Below are 19,528 nucleotides of genomic sequence, written 5' to 3'. Positions count from 1 at the left end.
AGTAAGAGATGAAAGGACTATTTAAAGGATTAAAATATACATTAAGTAATTTGAGCAAGAAGAAGGTAACGTATGATTATCCAAATCAGCCGTTGCCGTTGCCAGACCGTTTTCGGGGGATTCAAAAATTTTATCCGGAGAAATGTATTGTTTGTAATCAATGCTCTAACATTTGTCCGACAGACTGTATTCAGTTAACAGGAAAGAAACATCCAGATCCTACGAAAAAAGGAAAAATTATCGACACGTATGATATTAATTTTGAAATTTGTATTCTTTGTGATTTATGTACAGAAGTTTGCCCGACAGAGGCAATTGTCATGACAAATAACTTTGAACTCGCGGAATATTCACGTGATGACTTATTTAAAAATTTGCAGTGGCTTGACGAAAACGACGAAAACGTCAGGAAGGAGAATAAGGCATGAATGGCGAGTTTGTAGCATTCTTTATACTATCCTTGTCTGCAATTATCGGCGGTGTTCTTATGTTGAACTTAACGAAAGTTATGCACATGATGCTAGCTCTCGTTCTGACATTTCTCAGCATTGCAGGTTTGTATTTTCTTTTATCAGCTGAATTTATAGGCGTTGCACAAATTTTACTTTACTCTGGTGCAATCACAATTATTATGATTTTCGGCATTATGTTAACAAAACATAACGCGGAAAATGAATCGCGTCTTACTCTTCGAAAATGGATTATCTTCTTTGCAGTTGTAGCATTTGGAGCGGTTATGTATTTCGCTGTTAATAATGTTGATTTTGCAAATGAAAGCACACAAGGAAGTTTACCTCTCCATGAAAACAACACACTTCAAATCGGTACGCTTCTCTATTCAAAATATATTATTCCATTTGAACTAACTTCAGTTATTTTACTTGTAGCACTCGTTGGCGCGATTATACTTGCGAAAAAGGACGAGAAAGAGGAGGATTCCAATGAGTAGCGTTCCGGCTTCTGCATATTTAACACTTGCGATTATTTTGTTTTGCATTGGTCTATTTGGAGCTTTAACAAAGCGGAATACAGTAATCGTATTAGTTTGTATCGAATTAATGCTGAATGCTGCCAATTTAAACTTAGTGGCGTTTAGTAAATTAGGCCTATTTCCGAATTTAACAGGTCAAATTTTCTCACTGTTTACGATGGCTGTAGCGGCAGCAGAAGCGGCGGTAGGACTCGCTATTTTAATTGCTTTGTATCGTAATCGTACGACAGTTCAGGTAGATGAAATGGATACGCTCAAAGGATAGCATTGTGACCGAAAAAGGGGGAAGGAAACAATGATCGATTATGCATGGCTCATACCGCTTTTCCCACTCGTTTCGTTTTTGTTACTTATTATATTCGGGAAGAAAATTAGAGAAGGAAGCAGCGTACTTAGTATTTTTTTCGTCTTTCTCTCCTTTATACTTGCGGTACTTGTGTTAATAGAAAGGTTTTCAGAAGCAAGCGTGAAGCATAAGTGGGTGTGGCTTAGAGCTGGAGATGTGGATATATCATTCGGCTTTGAGGTGACTGCATTAGGAGCTTTAATGTTATTTATCGTTACGCTTGTGAGTCTGCTTGTACATGTGTATTCGAAAGGTTATATGAAAGGTGATGAACGATTACCAACCTTTTACGCATATTTAGGACTCTTTACATTTGCGATGTTAGGGCTTGTTATATCAACGAATTTATTACAGCTTTATATATTTTGGGAATTAGTTGGCCTTGGCTCATTTTTACTTATCGGTTTTTATTTCTTTAAAGAAGAAGCGAAGGCTGCTGCAAAAAAGGCTTTTATTATGACCCGTATTGGGGATGTTGGTTTATTTATCGGGATGATTTTAATTTTTTGGTACGCAGGTAGTTTTGAATATGACGCAATATTTAGGGCGATTTATACAGGGGATTTACCTCCTTACATGATTACGATAACAGCGATATTAATTTTTATCGGGGCGATGGGGAAATCTGGTCAGTTCCCGCTTCATACGTGGTTGCCAGATGCAATGGAGGGGCCAACGCCTGTTTCGGCACTTATTCACGCCGCGACGATGGTTGCAGCAGGCGTATATTTAGTAGCGACGATGTTCCCTCTATTTTCAGCAAGTACAGTGGCGATGCAGACCGTGGCAATCGTTGGAGCTTTCACTGCAATCTTTGCGGCCTCTATCGGTCTCGTGCAAACAGATATAAAGAGAGTACTTGCTTATTCTACAGTTAGCCAGCTTGGATATATGATGCTTGCGTTAGGTTCTGCAGGTTATGTAGCCGGTGTCTTCCATTTAACGACACATGCTTTTTTTAAAGCACTACTATTTTTGGCAGCAGGAAGTGTAATTCATGCAGTGCATACGCAAAACATTAATAAAATGGGCGGTTTACAGAAGAAGATGAAAGTAACTGGTACGTTATTTCTAATAGGTACCCTTGCCATTAGCGGTGTTCCGCTCCTTTCCGGTTTTTTCAGCAAAGATGAAATTTTAGCGGCGACTTGGATGAATGGCAATTACGTTTTATTTACTTTAGCAGTAATTGCGGCGTTTTTGACAGCGTTTTATATGTTCCGCTTATACTTTCTTGTCTTTACCGGAGAAACGAAGACGAAGGAAGATGTGCATGAGTCGCCCCGCGTTATGACGTATCCAATGATTGTTCTCGGCGTTCTCGCAGTAGTGGCAGGATATATAAATACACCATGGTTCGGTACGTTTCTCGGAGATTGGTTGACGAAAGATGTAGGGTTCAAGGTTGAAGAAGCGCATGGGCCAGTTTGGATTATGATTGTTGCGACGCTCGTTTCATTTGCGGGAATCGCTCTTGCATATTTTATATATGGCAAGAAATCAATTTCTAGAGATTGGGCTGGGGGTACGGAAACCTCGCTTTATAATCTTTTGAAAGAAAAATATTATGCGGATGAACTATACAACATGACGGTGATCCCTATTACAAAAGGAATCGCTCATGTGCTTCGCTTATTTGAAGTGTATGTAGTCGAGGGAATTGCAGTTTTAATTGGAAGCGTAGTTAAAGGCACAAGTAATCTTGGATCGAAACTTCAAAACGGGAATGTACAAGTGTACGGTACTGTAACGGCTGTTTCGCTCGCTGTACTCGTCATTATTTTGCTCTATACAGGAGGGGATTTACGATGAATGATTTGTTGTTAACGTTCTTCATTTTTTCCCCGCTTTTAGGAATTTTATTGCTTGTATTAACACCGAAAAAGGAATTGCGTACAGTGCGGGCGCTTGGCTTATTTGGGACGGCACTTCCATTTGGAATCGCTATCGTCCTCGCTTGTACATATGCTTCTGGAAAGAGTTTGTCACTATTTGATGAAAAGGTGAAATGGATTAAGTTCGGAGATTTTACAGCGGTGGATAAAAGGTGGTTTTCTATTTATTACGAGCTCGGTATTGATGGTTTGTCGCTTGTTATGATGGTGCTGACGGCCCTTCTAGCGATGCTTGCAGCAATTGCAGCCTTTTCTATTAAAAGAAATTTAAAAGCATTTTATATGCTGTTACTCATGCTAGAAATAGGGATGCTCGGCGTCTTTGCTGCTCAAAATCTAATGTTGTTTTTTATCTTCTTTGAAATTACGTTGCCACCAATGTTCTTATTGATTGGGAAGTGGGGGAAATTATCGAGCGAAAAGGCTGCGTATAGTTATTTGATATATAACGGTATTGGCTCAGCTATTTTGCTCATTGTTTTCTCAATTTTGTTCGCGAAAACAGGTACAACAAATATTGTGGAGCTGAAAGAGATATTAAGAAGTGTAAGTGCAGAAGGAGAACTCGTCATCCCAAGTAGCTTGCAACTTGGTGTATTTATTTCCATAATGATTGCCTTTGCAATTAAACTACCTGTTTTTCCGTTGCACCGCTGGATGGTCAGTGTGCACATAGAAGCGCATCCAGCTGTAGTTATGCTTCATGCTGGTGTTTTGTTAAAGATTGGAGCGTACGGTATTATTCGCTTTGGAAAAGGGCTATTCCCGGAATATTTTCACGATGTTGCAACGCTAATTGCGATATTAGGTGTAATTAATTTATTGTACGGTGCCTTTTTAGCGCTCATCCAAACGGACTTTAGGAAAGTACTGGCTTACTCTAGTATTTCGCATATGGGAATTGTTTTAATGGGGCTCGCGGCACTTAATGCACCGGGTACACAAGGGGCGTTATTCCAGGTTGTATCGCACGGTTTAATTGCAGCCTTGCTGTTTTTCTTACTCGGTGTTATAGAACAACGTTTCGGAACATCAGACATTACAGCGCTTGGTGGACTCGCAAAAAGTGTCCCAGTACTTAGCGGCTTCTTCTTAGCAGGAGGAATGGCATCGCTTGGATTACCAGGGATGTCTGGGTTTGTTAGCGAATTTCTTGCCTTTCTCGGTTTATTTCAAGGAGAGCCCGTCATTGCTGCAGTCGGTGTGATTGGCATCATTTTAACCGCTGTATACGTATTAAGAGCGACACTTCAAGTGACATTTGGAAAGAAAGAGTGGGAAGCAAAATCTGATATACATGGATGGGAGTATGTCCCTGTCTTACTACTTATCTTTTGTATTATTGCAATTGGAGTTATGCCAGAGATACTAGGGGATCCGCTTCAAAATACATTGAAAACATTGGGGGTGAAGTAGGATGGATATGAATACGTTACTTAGCTTATCGTGGCATCTAATGGTGCCAGAATTTATTATTCTCGGCGCCGCCATCCTTCTTTCCATATGTGATTTGTTTTTTAAGCTGAATCATAGATATGTAGCTCTTGGTGCGATCGCTGCCATCGTATTAGCACTTGTGTCATTAATTACGCTATATAGCGAACCAGCTGGAGATATTTTAAACGGATCGTTTGTGTTAGATGGATTTTCAAAAGGGTTTAAAACGTTGTTATTAGGCGCCTCAACTCTCATTTTATGCATCGCAATGAGCGATGATGAGAAGAATCCGATTGAAGATAAGGGCGAATATTATTACTTATTTTTAATGGCACTTCTTGGTGCGATGTTCATGGCTTCTAGTGTTGACTTTATCACCCTTTTCGTTGGTTTAGAGTTACTTTCACTTTCTTCTTATATTTTAGTAGGAATACGAAAAAAGAGCCGTGCATCAAATGAAGCGGCAATGAAATATGTCATTAGCGGAGGAATTGGAACGGCGATCACGCTCTTCGGAATGAGTTATTTATACGGTATTACAGGTTCAACTAACATTGTAGATATGCAAAAGGTACTCACTGGGGAGCTCGCTAGTGGTATTCAGTTATTGCTAGCTCTCGCATTTCTTTTATTGCTAGTCGGTCTCTCGTTTAAAATTGCCACAGTGCCGTTTCATATGTGGGCACCTGATGTGTATGAAGGAGCGACTACACCTGTTACCGCTTTTCTTGGAACGATTTCTAAAATTGCGGGGTTCCTACTCATTATTCGTTTGTTCCTTATGGTTTTTGCAAGTGTATTAATACAAGGAGATATGCAATCTTTATATGGGCATATGAGTATATATATTGCGGTGCTAGCAAGTATTACGATGATTGTTGGGAATGTAGTCGCGTTAAAACAATACAATATAAAACGCTTATTTGCTTATTCAGGTATTGCGCATGCTGGGTATTTGCTCGTTCCACTTGTGGCATTATCACCATTTACGCTGGATAGCATGTGGTTTTATATGTTGGCATACATGCTTATGAATATAGGCGCGTTTGCCATTATCCACGGCTTAATCTTACAAAACGATAAGGAAAATATAACAATTTTCACCGGATTATATAAGAAATCACCATTTGCAGCGATCATGATGACAATCTTTATTTTATCGCTGGCCGGGATACCAGGGACGGCTGGCTTCATTGGAAAGATTAACATCTTTTTAGGCGCGCTTCATGTAGAGCCAGCACATTACGTACTAGCTTCGATTATGATGGGTACGACAGTTGTTTCATTCGTATATTATTTCCGTATTTTACAACAAATGTTTTTCCGCACCGGAGAGACAGAAGAGAGGATACGGTTACCGTTAAATATAAAGGTTGTTATGAGTCTTTGTGCAATTTCGATTGTAATACTAGGGATTATGCCGATGATTGGGTACAATTTCTTTTATGAATATTTTCCATTAATGAAAGATTTCTTCTTCTTAGGGAACGTGGTACAATAGTGAAAATAAAAGGTGTGGAGTCAGTACTCTGCGCTTTTTATTTTGTGTTAACTTGTAATGTAGATATACGTTTTTTGAAAGAAAATCACGATGTAAAATGTAAGATGTCTATGTGCATTTGAAAAAGTGTGGCTCCTACTTATTATGGTATCGTTTTTATATTCTTTCATAAGTAGTAGCTGAGTAAAAAGGGGTCGATTTTTTGGCACAACTTTTAGGGCAACAAGCACTGATTGCCATTGTTTCGCATTTATTGTTTATTACCATTACGTGGTGGGCTTTGCAAGGCATTCACATTGAGCGTTTAATGAAGTCCGGAAAAGTGTTGCAGACGCGAGTATTACTCATCTTAATTACAATTGCAATTGGGACATCTGTAAGTAACTTTTTCCTTGATTATTTAGGCTATTCGAAGAGTTTAACGTATTTAGTAAAGTAAGTGTATAGAACCTCAAATCTCCGTTAACAATGGGGATAGGAGGGGATGAAATTGAAGCTTAAAGCCATTCTTATTGTTGCACTTAGTGTTGTTTTATTTTTGGTTGGATATAGAGAGATGAAACCGATAAGCGATGAACAGAAAATGGAGAGCATGATTAAGGCTTTAGAGAAAAATGATGCTAAAGTAGAAAAATGGTCATGGTTAGCTAGAGAAACAAAAACAATTTCTAATATACATACGTTTCAAAAGTTGTTAAACGATGTGAAGGACAAGGCAAATATTCAAAAGTGGGAAGTAGAGCAATCTCCAGATGGATATAAAGCTACATCCTATAAAAAGTTTGCTTCTCATGAAGAACGAGTAGTAGTAACTTGGAGTAAAGAAAATACTAAAGAAAACACTTTCATTATCTTTGAAGTAAGTGGGGCGAAATGGGACCCGAAGTATGTTCAAAAAGTAAATAAAATTTTTAGTGAAAAACCTATAATTTACACTTGTGTTCAAGGTGTACTGAATGATAAGATTGAAGGTGTTTTGCAAAATAAAACCAATCAGGTTTTGAAAGATCTTTCAGCAAGAGCGATCGAACAAGTAGAAGAAAGAGCATTTGTGTCAGTCTCCGCATACAATAAAAAGTGGGATGACGCTCTTTCAACAAATAGAGAGAAAATAAATGTGCAAATAGCAATACGTTCTACAGACAACAAAGATACAATTGTGGTTGGCACACCGATCATAACTTCTGAGTATTGAGTGAATAGATACTGAAAAAAGGACACGGAGGGGAATAATTTGGAAAAGATCATCGTCCGTGGCGGAAAGCGGTTAAACGGCACAGTGCGTGTTGAGGGCGCAAAAAATGCTGTATTACCTATAATCGCTGCAGCCCTATTAGCGAGTGATGGAAAGAATGTACTATCTGAAGTACCAGTTTTGTCTGATGTATACACAATTAATGAGGTATTACGTCATTTAAATGCTGAAGTCGTATTTGAAAATAATCAAGTAACAATCGATTCTTCTAAAGAACTAAACATTGAAGCACCATTTGAATATGTACGTAAAATGCGTGCATCTGTTCAAGTAATGGGACCATTATTAGCACGTAACGGTCGTGCTCGTATTGCACTTCCTGGTGGATGTGCAATCGGTTCACGTCCAATTGACCAACATTTAAAAGGCTTCGAAGCAATGGGAGCAAAAGTACAGGTTGGTAACGGTTTTGTTGAGGCATATGTTGAGGGAGAACTAAAAGGAGCTAAAATCTACTTAGACTTCCCAAGCGTAGGCGCGACAGAAAACATTATGTCTGCAGCTACATTAGCAAAAGGGACAACAATTCTTGAAAACGCAGCGAAAGAACCAGAAATCGTTGACTTAGCTAACTTCTTAAATGCGATGGGAGCGAAAGTACGCGGAGCTGGAACTGGAACGATTCGTATCGAAGGCGTTGATAAATTATATGGTGCAAACCACTCTATTATTCCTGACCGTATTGAAGCGGGAACATTCATGGTTGCAGCAGCAATTACTGGTGGAGACATCTTAATTGAAAATGCTGTACCTGAACATTTACGCTCAATTACAGCGAAAATGGAAGAAATGGGTGTTAAAATTATTGAGGAAAACGAAGGTGTACGTGTTATCGGCCCAGATAAGTTAAAAGCGGTTGATATTAAAACTATGCCTCACCCAGGTTTCCCAACAGACATGCAATCACAAATGATGGCATTATTACTACAAGCTGATGGAACAAGCATGATTACAGAAACGGTATTCGAAAACCGCTTTATGCACGTTGAAGAATTCCGTCGTATGAATGCTGATATTAAAATTGAAGGTCGTTCTGTTATTATGAACGGTCCAAACAGCTTACAAGGTGCTGAAGTAGGCGCAACTGATTTACGTGCTGCAGCTGCATTAATCTTAGCTGGTTTAGTATCAGAAGGTTATACTCGTGTAACTGAGTTAAAACATCTTGACCGTGGTTATGTAGATTTCCATAAGAAATTAGCTGCATTAGGTGCAACTATTGAACGTGTAAACGAAAAAGTAGAAGAAGTGAAAGAACAAGAAGTTTCTGATCTTCACGCTTAATTGAAATAGTCTCTATGTCTTTTGACATAGGGGCTATTTTTTTTGGGTTATTATTGTTATAGTCAATAAATTCTATACTTATGCACGTACCAGTAAAAATATTTAGAAAATTTCCGTTTTATGCTCTTCCCCTTAAGTGTGTTCTAAAAGAAAGAGTTGTTCCATAAGAATGAATGGAGTAAAGCTTTTATATTGGGGGAAAAATAGGATGAAATTTTCAAAGTCACTTTTTATTACAGTAGCGCTCTTAATAGCGCTCGTTATCATTGTACCTGCAGCTCTTGTTATCCCATTTGCGAAAGCAAAAGTAGGGGAAGAAACGGCCTCTAAAACTCCTCCAGCGATAGAAAGTATACCAGCTCCAGGAAAAGTAGATACAGCGGTTCAAGTTGCTGTATATCGTGAGAAACAAAAGAAGGTAGAATCATTACCTATGGAGGAGTATGTGACCGGTGTAGTAGCTTCTGAGATGAATGCCAGTTTTGAAATAGAGGCACTAAAGGCACAGGCATTAGCAGCAAGAACATTTGTAGTACAACGTATGCTAAGTGGAGGAAAGAAAAATAATGCAGACGTGACAGATACGGTGAAAGATCAAGTGTACAAAAGCAAAGATGAATTGAAGAAGCAATGGGGCAATAACTACGAAAATAATTTGAAGAAAATCGAAGAAGCTGTTTCGAAAACAGCAGGACAAGTTTTAACGTATGATGGAAAACCAATTTCAGCATCCTTCTTTTCAACGAGTAATGGTCGAACAGAAAATGCAGCTGACTATTGGGGAAATGATTATCCGTACTTGAAAAGTGTAGATAGTCCGTGGGATCAAGCCTCACCAAAGTTTACGAGCGAGCAAACATTTACAGTAGCTGATTTTCAAAAACGTCTCGGTGTGAAAGTGCTAGCAGACGGGAAGGTTGGAAACATTAAAGACCTTACGGAAGGAAAGCGTGTAAAGGATGTAGCTTTTCAAGGAAAAACATTAACAGGAAAAGAAGTTCGTGAAAAGTTAGATTTACGTTCTTCTGATTTCACGTGGAAACAACAAGGAGATAAAATCACCGTTACGACGAAAGGCTTCGGTCACGGCGTTGGTATGAGTCAATACGGGGCGAACGGCATGGCAGCGGAAGGAAAGAAATATACAGATATCGTCGCTCATTACTATAAAGGCGTTGAAATAAAGACGATGAATGATTATGAAGGAAAATTGATGGTGAAGAAATAGGTGTCAGAACTCTGGCACCTATTTTTTTCTGTTTAAAATATCATAATTTTCCATTAACTGTTTGATATAATAGGATAAAAAGGCATTTGGGGGAAATGAAATGGCGTTACTAGAGTTGAAACAATTAGGGAAGGCGAACCAGTTACCGGCAATTGAGCTAGAGGTGGAGAAGGGACAATGTATTGTTTTGCAATGCAATAATCATACAGCTAAAGTGTTACACCGCATCATTATTGGTGAAGAAGAGGCGTCGACTGGCAATGTACTGTTTGAAGGGGAAGCAATTGGAAAGAAAAATTATTCCCGCATCGGTTTTTGTTTTTTGAAAGATGAGGCATATGATCGTTTGAAGGTGAAAGAATACTTCAAATTTTTATTAGGGCTTTATGAATCAAAGATAAGTATAGAAGAAGTTGTGCAGTCTGTTGGTCTCCTAGATAAACTAAACGTTAAAATAGAAAAATTATCATTTTCAGAGAAACGCCGTCTTCATATCGGGCGAGTGATGATTCATAATCCGGATTTAGTTATTTTGGAAGAGCCAGAGCAAAATGTAGATATAGAGAGTACGGTTATTATTCGAAAAGCAATCATGAAAATGAAAGAACAAGGAAAGGCGATTTTTATTACGTCATCTTTCCTATCGGATGCCCTTTCGTTAACGGAAGATGTATATATACTAAACAATGATGGTGTGAAAAAAGTAGAAATTGAACAAGAGGAAGCAGAAAAAGTCGATGAAGAGAAGGTCGTTCAAATAATTCCGCAAATGAAGTTAGAAAGAATACCTGCGAAAGTGAACGATAAAATCATTTTACTTGATCCGATGGAAATTCATTTCATTGAAACACAAAACGGAGTGACACATATTCACGTTCGTGAAGGCGATTTTGTATGTGCATTAACATTAAGTGAACTAGAAGCGAGATTAACAGGTTTTGGTTTCTTTAGATGTCATCGCTCGTACCTTGTAAATTTACAAAGAGTACGAGAAGTGATTACTTGGACTCGTAACAGTTTTAGCTTAATTTTAGACGACGAAAGAAAAAGTTCAATTCCACTTTCAAAAGGACGAATGGATGAATTAAAAGGCGTGATTGGGCTATAAAAAGTGCTCCAATAAGCTCAACATGCGATTCATTCACCGGTAAAAATACTCCTTTTACCGGTATTTTACTGCGTAAACCCTTTGTTTTTCATATGATTGAGTCAAGAAAAGCGAAACAAACGAACGAAAAGCGCTAAAGCGACTTTCATCTATAAAGAAGAAAAAAAAGGGGATGAAGAAATGACATTGGCAATTGAAATGAAAGATGTAATGAAAAGTTTCAGTGGAAAAACGGCACTTCGAAATGTAAATATTGAGGTGAAGCAAGGAGAGATATTTGGATTCCTCGGACCGAGTGGATCTGGTAAGACGACAACAGTAAAAATTTTAACTTCTCAATTGCTTCATAGTGTTGGAACGGTAAGAGTATTAGGGAAAGATATTACAGGACCAAGTAGCATCGATTACAAACGAATTGGTATTTTAACAGATAACAGCGGCTTATATGAAAGACTTAGTATTTATGATAACTTACTATTATTTTGTGACTTATACGATTGTAAAAAAGAACGAATCAATGAAGTACTAGCACAAGTAAATTTATTAGATGATAAAAAAACACCAGTAAAGAAACTATCAAAGGGAATGAAGCAACGCGTCACACTGGCAAGAGCAATCCTTCATAAACCAGATATCCTCTTCTTAGACGAACCAACATCTGCACTCGATCCAGTAAACGTACAAAACATTCATAAAATCTTAAAAGACTTAAATGAAGAAGGAACGACGATTTTCTTAACGACTCACAACATGGATGAAGCAGAAACGCTTTGTAACCGTATTGCCTTCCTTTGTGGCGGAGAAATTGTAGCGCTGGATACGCCAGAGAACCTACGCTTACAATACGCTAAGGATCAAATACAGGTCGTATTAAAAGATAAACAAAAAGCAGTAGTGCAAAAAGATGAATTAGGTGCAAAACGTATTTCAGAATGGATGAACAAAGGAGAATTACTATCCATTCATTCACACGAACCAACGCTAGGTGATATCTTTATTGAAGTTACTGGGAGGGGATTATAATGACTTTTTCAATGAGACGTGTATCAGCTATTTTTAGAAAAGAAGTACAAGATTTTAAGACAAATTCACAAGTGTTGTTAATGGCATTTTTACCAATTATACTTTCATTTTTGTTTAGCAGATTTGGAGTGGGAAAGGAAATGTTAGGCATTACTACTATAACGGCCTTCCTATTTGTCGCAGGCTTTGTTCAATCTATGGTAATTGCAGAAGAAAAAGAAAAACATACACTGCGTGTGTTGATGTTATCCCCAGCATCTTCTGTTGAAGTTCTTCTTGGAAAGAGTTTATTAACATCGGGTCTGACGATGGTCATTTGTATTGCAAATTTATTCATTTTAGATCAGTTAAATATTAATCTTCCATTGGTAGGATTGGTATTCTTATGTGGAACTATTTTGTTTATCGTGCTTGGAACAATGATTGGATTACTTGCATCTTCTGTACCACAAACATCTTTAATTGGTATGCCTATTTTAATGACGATGTATTTAGCTGTACAATTTGAGCCGATGGTTGAAAATAAAGTAATTAAGACACTAATTGAGTATCTTCCAACATCTCATATTGTAAAAGCAATCAAAAGCTTAGTAGATGGAGCTGGGTTTAGTAGTATTAGTGGGCATGTATTAAATGTTGGAGTGTGGCTTATTATTGCGCTTATTGCGTGTTTAATCGTATATAAGAAGAAACAAATGGACTAAAAACTGAGCCGAAACGCTCAGTTTTTTCTTTTTTCTATCATTTCCTCGGAAATTTTACAGTTCTTATACATATTTTTACAAATTTTGTCGAAAAGTAATTAGTTATACGTTGTATAGGATACGTGAATATTGTTCAAAATGATTGCTGAGGTGATGATGGAATGCGAGGAAGAAATAATAAAAAGTCGCAAAAGGTAGTACATTTATTTCAAAAAAGATGGGTGTTTCCGGCACTATACATTGCTTGTGCAGCGGTAATCTTAATGGTTGCGCTATGGTTCCAAGGAGCTAATCCGAAGAAGACTCCAAACCACGATCAAGCAACACCGTATACACAATCGGAAGATCCAGCAGTACCAGTAACGAAATCTTCAGAAGTAGTGAAAATGCCAGCTGCCGCGAATGCGGAAGTAGTCGTACAAAAGAAATTCTATGAAGATGCAGCAACTGAGGCGGAACAAGAAAAAGCACTTGTCTTTTATAACAACACATATTCCCCAAACAAAGGAATTGACATTGCTGCGAAGAATGGAAAAGAATTCAATGTTGCCGCTGCTTTAAGTGGTACAGTAACGAAAGCTGAAAAAGATTCACTTCTTGGTTATGTTGTAACAGTTGATAGTGGAAATGGTGTAGCGGTATCTTATCAAAGCTTAGGCAGTGTGAAAGTAGAAAAAGGTGCAAGAGTTGCACAAGGTGAAGTATTAGGAACATCCGGTCTAAGTGCAATGAATAAAGAGGCAGGCTCTCACGTTCACTTTGAAGTACGTAAAGACAATGTGGCTGTGAACCCTGAACGTTACTTAAATAAATCAGTAACAGAAATTAAAGCTGATGCAGGTGCTGCAAAGGCTACGAATGCTTCTGGTAAAAAAGCTGATGACAAATCTCAAAAAGAAGAGAAGTCAACGAGCACGAAACCAGAAAATAAAACAGAAGACAAGTCTCAAAAAGAAGAGAAATCAACAAGCGGTTCAACTAGTGACAAAAAAGAAGAACCGAAGAAAGAAGAAAAATCAACAAACGGTTCTACAGAATCATCTAACGATTCTTCTTCACAAGAATAATAAAGTGAAAAAATCAGTTCTCATCAAGAGAATTGATTTTTTTATTTTTATATAAAAATAATCAATTTCGAGAAAAAATTTGTAAAAACAAGGAAAAATGACGAGATTCTCGAATATATATTACAAAAGGGAGGGGATACTGTGTCATTTTTGTTTGTTCTGTCGACTGCTATTATTTTATTGTTTGTTTTATTCACTTTATATTATTATATTGCCGGTAAGAAAGAGGTTCCCCACCATCAGTTGTTAGAAGAAGAATTGGAACGAGAAGAATGACGCCTTTTATACAAGGTGTCATTTTTTTTGGCCATAATAGTCAGTTTTAACGTATTTCTCACAAAAAAATGTAATTTTTCTTAACTTAGTCCGCAAAAATAGTGAACATGTAGCATATATCAGTAGTGCGGGCAATACAATGGTATAAACCAAAGCAAAGAGAGTGTTTGAGGTGAGAAATCGTGAATCATTTCATTATAAATCCAAGAATGTTTAACGCTTACAAACAGCACTCACACTTACTTCTTAGTCGTATGCAGCGAGGCTCATTTCACCCTTCTCACATCCAAATTAGGGAGGCGAGTGGTGTGCACGATTACATCAAAGAGAGAACTATCAAGATTGGTAAGTATATCGTGGAGACAAGAAAGACAGTGCGTGTCATTGCAAAGGAATTTGGGGTATCAAAGAGTACAGTCCATAAAGATTTAACAGAACGTCTACCAGAGATTAATCCAGAGCTCGCAAATGAAGTAAAAGAAATTCTTGATTATCATAAGTCTATTCGTCATTTAAGAGGTGGAGAAGCAACAAAACAAAAGTATAGAAAAGAAGATGTAGAGAAGCCTGTACGTCAATAATGTTACAGTAGCAAACATTCCGTTCACATTCGGTAATATTTTTCAGAAGAATTCTTTTTGCGAATATTACGTTTCTGTTAAATTTATGATAAAATCAGAAATTAGGTGAAAAGAATTCGGGTGTAACCTGATTTTGAATATCGAGGAGGAAAAAACGGGAATGTTTGCGCGAGATATCGGAATTGACCTAGGTACGGCTAACGTATTAATTCATGTTAAAGGTAAGGGTATTGTATTAAATGAGCCATCTGTTGTGGCCATTGATCGTAATAGTGGTAAAGTATTAGCAGTCGGTGAAGAAGCGAGAAGTATGGTGGGACGTACGCCTGGTAATATTGTAGCAATTCGTCCACTTAAAGATGGTGTAATCGCAGATTTCGAAATTACAGAAGCAATGTTAAAGTATTTCATTAACAAATTGGACGTAAAGAGCTTCTTTTCAAAACCTCGTATTTTAATTTGTTGTCCAACAAATATTACATCAGTAGAACAAAAAGCAATTCGTGAAGCTGCTGAACGTTCAGGTGGTAAAACAGTATTTTTAGAAGAAGAACCAAAAGTGGCCGCAGTTGGTGCTGGTATGGAAATCTTCCAACCAAGCGGTAACATGGTTGTTGATATTGGTGGAGGTACAACAGATATCGCTGTACTATCTATGGGTGATATTGTTACCTCTTCCTCTATCAAAATGGCTGGCGATAAGTTTGATATGGAGATCTTAAACTATATTAAACGTAAGTATAAGCTATTAATCGGAGAACGTACTTCAGAAGATATTAAAATTAAAGTTGGTACAGTATTCCCAGGTGCACGTAGCGAAGAACTTGAAATTCGCGGACGTGACATGGTAACAGGCTTACCACGTACAATTACAGTATGCTCTGAAGAAATTACAGAAGCATTAAAAGAAAATGCAGCTGTTATTGTACAAGCTGCAAAAGGCGTATTAGAGCGCACACCACCAGAATTATCTGCAGATATCATCGATCGCGGTGTTATTCTAACAGGCGGTGGAGCTTTACTACACGGTATCGACATGCTTCTAGCAGAAGAACTAAAAGTACCAGTATTAATTGCTGAAAACCCAATGCACTGCGTTGCGGTTGGTACAGGTATTATGTTAGAGAATATCGACAGATTACCAAAGCGTGCTTTGAGATAATTTGAAAGAACTAAGGCTGATGCCTTAGTTCTTTTTTTCGTTTTTATATTTTTTTATTTTGTTTTTTTGCGAAAATGGAAGGAAAATAGAGAAATATGAAGGAAACAGGTAAAATATTCATATATATGGTTAAATTTAATATTTCCTTAATTGAAAACGTTTATAATATAATGAGTCGAATACGACATTAAGGCAAATAATGTTTCAATACATATTGCCTTTCCCTAATTTGGGCATACACTCTTTTCCACCTCCGTGTCAGTTGCAAAAATGTGCAACTATTTTAATGGAATAGAGTGTGTGCATTTTTTTTTAGGAAGTTGTACTAAATATAAAATGTTACTTTGTAATGACAAACAATAAACAAAATGGGATAATAGCAATATGTCCAAGTGGTAAGACCAATATTACAAAAGGGGCGATTGTTACATGCTAAATATAGAACAAATTAAAGAAATCATTCCTCACCGCTATCCATTTTTACTTGTTGATAAAATATTAGAAGTAGATGAAGGCAAAAGAGCGGTTGGGATTAAAAATGTATCCGCAAACGAAGAATTCTTTAACGGACATTTCCCTGACTATGCAGTTATGCCTGGTGTACTTATTGTAGAAGCATTAGCACAAGTCGGAGCAGTTGCAGTATTAAAGAAAGAAGAAAACCGCGGAAGACTTGCTTTCTTTGCAGGTATCGACAATTGCCGTTTCAAAAAACAAGTACGCCCAGGTGATCAGCTTCGTCTAGAAGTAGAAATGACACGCGTACGCGGCCCAATTGGAAAAGGAAAAGCAATCGCAACAGTAGATGGTGAAGTTGCATGTGAGGCAGAAATTACATTTGCGATTGGTGATAAAAAAGAATAGATAGTACTAAAAAATCTCCTTGTAAAAAGACAAGGAGATTTTTTAAATTTCTGCTATATAACGATGAAACGATAATATACAAACTAATCAGAAAATTACTTGTAAATAGATGGCAATTACCATATACTTACTTTATTGTTTATCTAGAAAACAGGATAAGTGATAAAGGTAATAAAGAAATAAGGGCATTGTCATATTGTTAAGGTACTTAAATAAGACAAAGTAGAATGTTATTGATTATGATGAAATGTGGGGAAATCAGCAAGAATATTAATTAGACGTATGAAATCGAGCATAAGAGAGAGAAAAGGGAAATGTCGAATTTCACAAAAGGAGATTATGAATATGTTCGGGAGAAAGAAAAGAAAACCATTACGACAATTAATTACACATAAAGAGCTTAAATCGCGTATTACAGAACAATACCGTAACATTCGTACAAACATTGAGTTTACATCTGTAGATAATCATGTTCGTTCTATTATTGTTACTTCAGCAGATCCAGGTGATGGGAAAACAACAACAATCGCAAACTTAGCAGTTGTTTTCGGACAACAAGGAAAGAAAGTTTTATTAATTGGAGCTGACTTGCGTAAGCCGACGATACAAAACTTATTTGCCGTTCATAGTTCAAATGGGTTAACGAACTTATTATCAGGACAAGAAAAACTTATGCAATGCATTCAAAAAACAGATATAGAGAACGTATATTTAATGGCAGCAGGTCCAATCCCTCCAAACCCAGCAGAACTATTAGGGAGCCGGGCTATGGACGAGGCGTTGCTAGAAGCATATAACATGTTTGATATTATATTAATCGACACACCACCTGTCCTTGCGGTTACGGATGCACAAATACTAGCGAATAAATGTGATGGAATCGTACTCGTTGTACGAAGTGAAAAGACGGAAAAAGATAAAATCGTAAAAGCGAAACAAATATTAGATAAAGCATCAGGCAAAATACTAGGTGTTGTTTTGAACGATAAAAGAGAAGAAAAAGAACAATATGGTTATTACTAAAATATAAAAAGCCAACAAAATTTTTGTTGGTTTTTTGTTGTTTTCTGAAAATTCTTTATCAAGTTACACAGTATGAAAAACGTGATAAAATAAAAATTTTGGAAAATGATTGGAATGTGTTGTCATATTTAAGATTATTTTGTAAGATTAAACTTGTTTCTTGTGAACAAATACAGAACTGAATTATTAAAAATAAAAAATGTAAGATTTATATGTTATAATTTTTCCTATGTGTAAATTTTAGAAAGTTGGAGGAACTTATGGAAGAAACAATTAGTTTAAAAGAGTTATTTCATATTTTTAAAAAACGTTTAGCAATGATCCTCGTAATTGCCTTTGGTGCAGCAATAGTAAGTGCTATTATTAGCTTCTTCTTTATGACACCAATCTATCAATCTTCGACGCAAATTCTTGTTAACCAGAAGAAACAAGAAGGGGCAATGTTCCAAGCTGGTGAAATTCAAACGAATATTCAATTAACGAATACATATAAGGTTATTATTAAAAGCCCAGTAATCTTAGAACAAGTGAATGAAAAATTAAATTTAAATATGACAGCGCAAGAGTTAACAAAAAAGGTTAATGTTGCGAATGAAAAGGATTCACAAGTAATCGCTGTAACAGCTGAGGATAAAGATCCTAAAATAGCTCGTGATATTGCGAATGCAACTGCAGATGTATTTAAAGGCGAAGTTGCAAAAATTATGAACGTTGATAACGTAACAGTAATATCTAAAGCAGAAGTTGCAGAAAATCAATCTCCGATTAAACCAGCTCCTATGCTTAATATAGCAATTGCTTTCATTGTTGGTTTAATGGCTTCAGTTGGTCTTGCATTCTTACTCGAATACTTAGATAACACAGTGAAAAAAGAAGAAGATGTAGAAAATTTACTTGGTTTACCAGTGCTAGGTATTGTAGCTCGTATGGATGAAGAAACATTGAACGTGAAATCACACGCTCCATCATCAAGAAAAGTGAGGGGACAAACAATTGGCTCTTAATTTATTTAAAAAGAAAAAGAATCATCGTCAACGCCGTCAATTAATTGCTCATCAACAACCGAAATCACCAATTTCAGAACAATATCGTAATATTCGAACGAATATTGAATTTGCAGCTATTGATACGAATTTACATTCATTAATGGTCACGTCTGCAAACCCAAGTGAAGGAAAAACGACAACGACAGCGAATATGGCAGTTGTTTTTGCTCAACAAGGAAAAAAAGTGTTATTAATTGATGCAGATATGCGTAAACCAGCAATGCATCAAATGTTCCAAGTAGATAATATTTTTGGACTCACGAACGTATTAACACATAGTGAACATTTAGAAAAATGTGTACAAACGACATCTGTAGACAATCTACACTTTTTAGCCTGTGGCCCAATCCCACCAAACCCAGCCGAATTGTTAGGTTCAAAATCAATGAAGGAACTTCTTGGACAAGCATACAGCATGTATGATTTAGTTATTTTTGATATGCCGCCTATTTTAGCTGTTACCGATGCGCAAATCATGGCAAATGTATGTGATGCTTCTATTCTTGTTGTTCGTAGTGAATCAACAGAGAAAGAAACAGCGGTAAAAGCAAAAGGATTGTTAGAATCAGCTAAAGGTAAATTGTTGGGCGTTGTTCTGAATGATCGTGAACGTGAAGAAGGCTTATATTATTATTACGGTGCAAACTAATTACAAGAGTGAGATATGGTTGAAACATATCTCCTTTTTTTCCTTGAATATGAGCGATATCTCATATTCAAGGGAAAAAAGATCTTTA

Annotated in this window: 21 protein-coding genes; all 21 read left to right on the top strand. The window is 36.9% G+C overall.

Features of this window, described 5'->3' with window-relative positions; translation table 11 throughout:
• Positions 1-8: 8 nt before the first annotated feature.
• The 21 genes from nuoI (at position 9) to MHH27_RS27235 (ending at position 19,440) form a co-directional block, all read left to right on the top strand.
• Complete coding sequence (gene nuoI, locus MHH27_RS27335) at positions 9-428, top strand: NADH-quinone oxidoreductase subunit NuoI (RefSeq protein WP_000677191.1); 420 nt, start codon at positions 9-11, stop codon at positions 426-428.
• Complete coding sequence (locus MHH27_RS27330) at positions 425-949, top strand: NADH-quinone oxidoreductase subunit J (RefSeq protein ID WP_001012812.1); 525 nt, start codon at positions 425-427, stop codon at positions 947-949. Before nuoI ends, MHH27_RS27330 begins: the two co-directional genes overlap by 4 nt.
• Positions 942-1,256, top strand: a complete 315-nt coding sequence (gene nuoK, locus MHH27_RS27325) for an NADH-quinone oxidoreductase subunit NuoK (RefSeq protein ID WP_000100079.1) — start codon at positions 942-944, stop codon at positions 1,254-1,256. Before MHH27_RS27330 ends, nuoK begins: the two co-directional genes overlap by 8 nt.
• Positions 1,257-1,286: 30 nt before the next feature.
• Entirely contained in the window at positions 1,287-3,149 is a 1,863-nt protein-coding gene (nuoL, locus tag MHH27_RS27320) for an NADH-quinone oxidoreductase subunit L (RefSeq protein WP_097924472.1), read from the top strand.
• Positions 3,146-4,648: an NADH-quinone oxidoreductase subunit M gene (locus MHH27_RS27315; RefSeq protein WP_098235713.1), complete on the top strand. Its 1,503-nt coding sequence runs from the start codon at positions 3,146-3,148 to the stop codon at positions 4,646-4,648. Before nuoL ends, MHH27_RS27315 begins: the two co-directional genes overlap by 4 nt.
• 7 nt (positions 4,649-4,655) lie before the next feature.
• A complete protein-coding gene (gene nuoN, locus MHH27_RS27310; protein ID WP_340137504.1) occupies positions 4,656-6,170 on the top strand; it encodes an NADH-quinone oxidoreductase subunit NuoN in 1,515 nt (504 codons plus the stop codon).
• 202 nt (positions 6,171-6,372) lie between these two features.
• Complete coding sequence (locus tag MHH27_RS27305; RefSeq protein WP_000057889.1) at positions 6,373-6,609, top strand: DUF1146 family protein; 237 nt, start codon at positions 6,373-6,375, stop codon at positions 6,607-6,609.
• Between the two features lie 51 nt (positions 6,610-6,660).
• Positions 6,661-7,365, top strand: a complete 705-nt coding sequence (locus tag MHH27_RS27300; protein ID WP_000767913.1) for a YwmB family TATA-box binding protein — start codon at positions 6,661-6,663, stop codon at positions 7,363-7,365.
• A gap of 39 nt (positions 7,366-7,404) precedes the next feature.
• Positions 7,405-8,709 (top strand): UDP-N-acetylglucosamine 1-carboxyvinyltransferase, encoded by a 1,305-nt coding sequence (gene murA, locus MHH27_RS27295; RefSeq protein WP_000411275.1) that lies wholly within the window; start codon positions 7,405-7,407, stop codon positions 8,707-8,709.
• 208 nt (positions 8,710-8,917) lie between these two features.
• On the top strand, positions 8,918-9,937 hold the full coding sequence (gene spoIID / locus MHH27_RS27290; protein ID WP_340944695.1) for a stage II sporulation protein D: 1,020 nt from the start codon (positions 8,918-8,920) through the stop codon (positions 9,935-9,937).
• A 100-nt stretch (positions 9,938-10,037) separates the two neighbouring features.
• A complete protein-coding gene (locus tag MHH27_RS27285; protein WP_053563319.1) occupies positions 10,038-11,045 on the top strand; it encodes a LytTR family transcriptional regulator DNA-binding domain-containing protein in 1,008 nt (335 codons plus the stop codon).
• 180 nt (positions 11,046-11,225) lie between these two features.
• Positions 11,226-12,068, top strand: a complete 843-nt coding sequence (locus tag MHH27_RS27280; RefSeq protein WP_098508416.1) for an ABC transporter ATP-binding protein — start codon at positions 11,226-11,228, stop codon at positions 12,066-12,068.
• Entirely contained in the window at positions 12,068-12,772 is a 705-nt protein-coding gene (locus tag MHH27_RS27275; RefSeq protein WP_053563321.1) for an ABC transporter permease, read from the top strand. Before MHH27_RS27280 ends, MHH27_RS27275 begins: the two co-directional genes overlap by 1 nt.
• Before the next feature lie 161 nt (positions 12,773-12,933).
• A complete protein-coding gene (locus MHH27_RS27270; RefSeq protein WP_001214922.1) occupies positions 12,934-13,839 on the top strand; it encodes a M23 family metallopeptidase in 906 nt (301 codons plus the stop codon).
• A gap of 141 nt (positions 13,840-13,980) precedes the next feature.
• Positions 13,981-14,115 carry a hypothetical protein gene (locus tag MHH27_RS27265; RefSeq protein WP_000008903.1) on the top strand — a complete coding sequence of 45 codons (135 nt, stop codon included), beginning with the start codon at positions 13,981-13,983 and terminating at the stop codon, positions 14,113-14,115.
• A 308-nt stretch (positions 14,116-14,423) separates the two neighbouring features.
• Positions 14,424-14,696 (top strand): sporulation transcriptional regulator SpoIIID, encoded by a 273-nt coding sequence (spoIIID, locus tag MHH27_RS27260; RefSeq protein WP_000544012.1) that lies wholly within the window; start codon positions 14,424-14,426, stop codon positions 14,694-14,696.
• Between the two features lie 160 nt (positions 14,697-14,856).
• Positions 14,857-15,858 carry a rod shape-determining protein gene (locus MHH27_RS27255; RefSeq protein WP_000457978.1) on the top strand — a complete coding sequence of 334 codons (1,002 nt, stop codon included), beginning with the start codon at positions 14,857-14,859 and terminating at the stop codon, positions 15,856-15,858.
• Between the two features lie 429 nt (positions 15,859-16,287).
• The gene (gene fabZ, locus MHH27_RS27250; protein WP_000931959.1) at positions 16,288-16,722 is read left to right on the top strand and encodes a 3-hydroxyacyl-ACP dehydratase FabZ; all 435 of its coding nucleotides are present in this window, start codon (positions 16,288-16,290) and stop codon (positions 16,720-16,722) included.
• A 345-nt stretch (positions 16,723-17,067) separates the two neighbouring features.
• The gene (locus MHH27_RS27245) at positions 17,068-17,745 is read left to right on the top strand and encodes a CpsD/CapB family tyrosine-protein kinase (protein ID WP_340944689.1); all 678 of its coding nucleotides are present in this window, start codon (positions 17,068-17,070) and stop codon (positions 17,743-17,745) included.
• A 260-nt stretch (positions 17,746-18,005) separates the two neighbouring features.
• The gene (locus MHH27_RS27240) at positions 18,006-18,749 is read left to right on the top strand and encodes a YveK family protein (protein ID WP_000393115.1); all 744 of its coding nucleotides are present in this window, start codon (positions 18,006-18,008) and stop codon (positions 18,747-18,749) included.
• On the top strand, positions 18,739-19,440 hold the full coding sequence (locus tag MHH27_RS27235; RefSeq protein ID WP_001207145.1) for a CpsD/CapB family tyrosine-protein kinase: 702 nt from the start codon (positions 18,739-18,741) through the stop codon (positions 19,438-19,440). The genes MHH27_RS27240 and MHH27_RS27235 overlap by 11 nt, the downstream gene beginning before the upstream one ends.
• Positions 19,441-19,528: the final 88 nt, after the last annotated feature.

It is taken from the genome of Bacillus sp. FSL L8-0152, from assembly GCF_038006365.1.
GTDB lineage: Bacteria > Bacillota > Bacilli > Bacillales > Bacillaceae_G > Bacillus_A > Bacillus_A cereus.
This window is presented reverse-complemented; position numbering and strand designations above follow the sequence as displayed.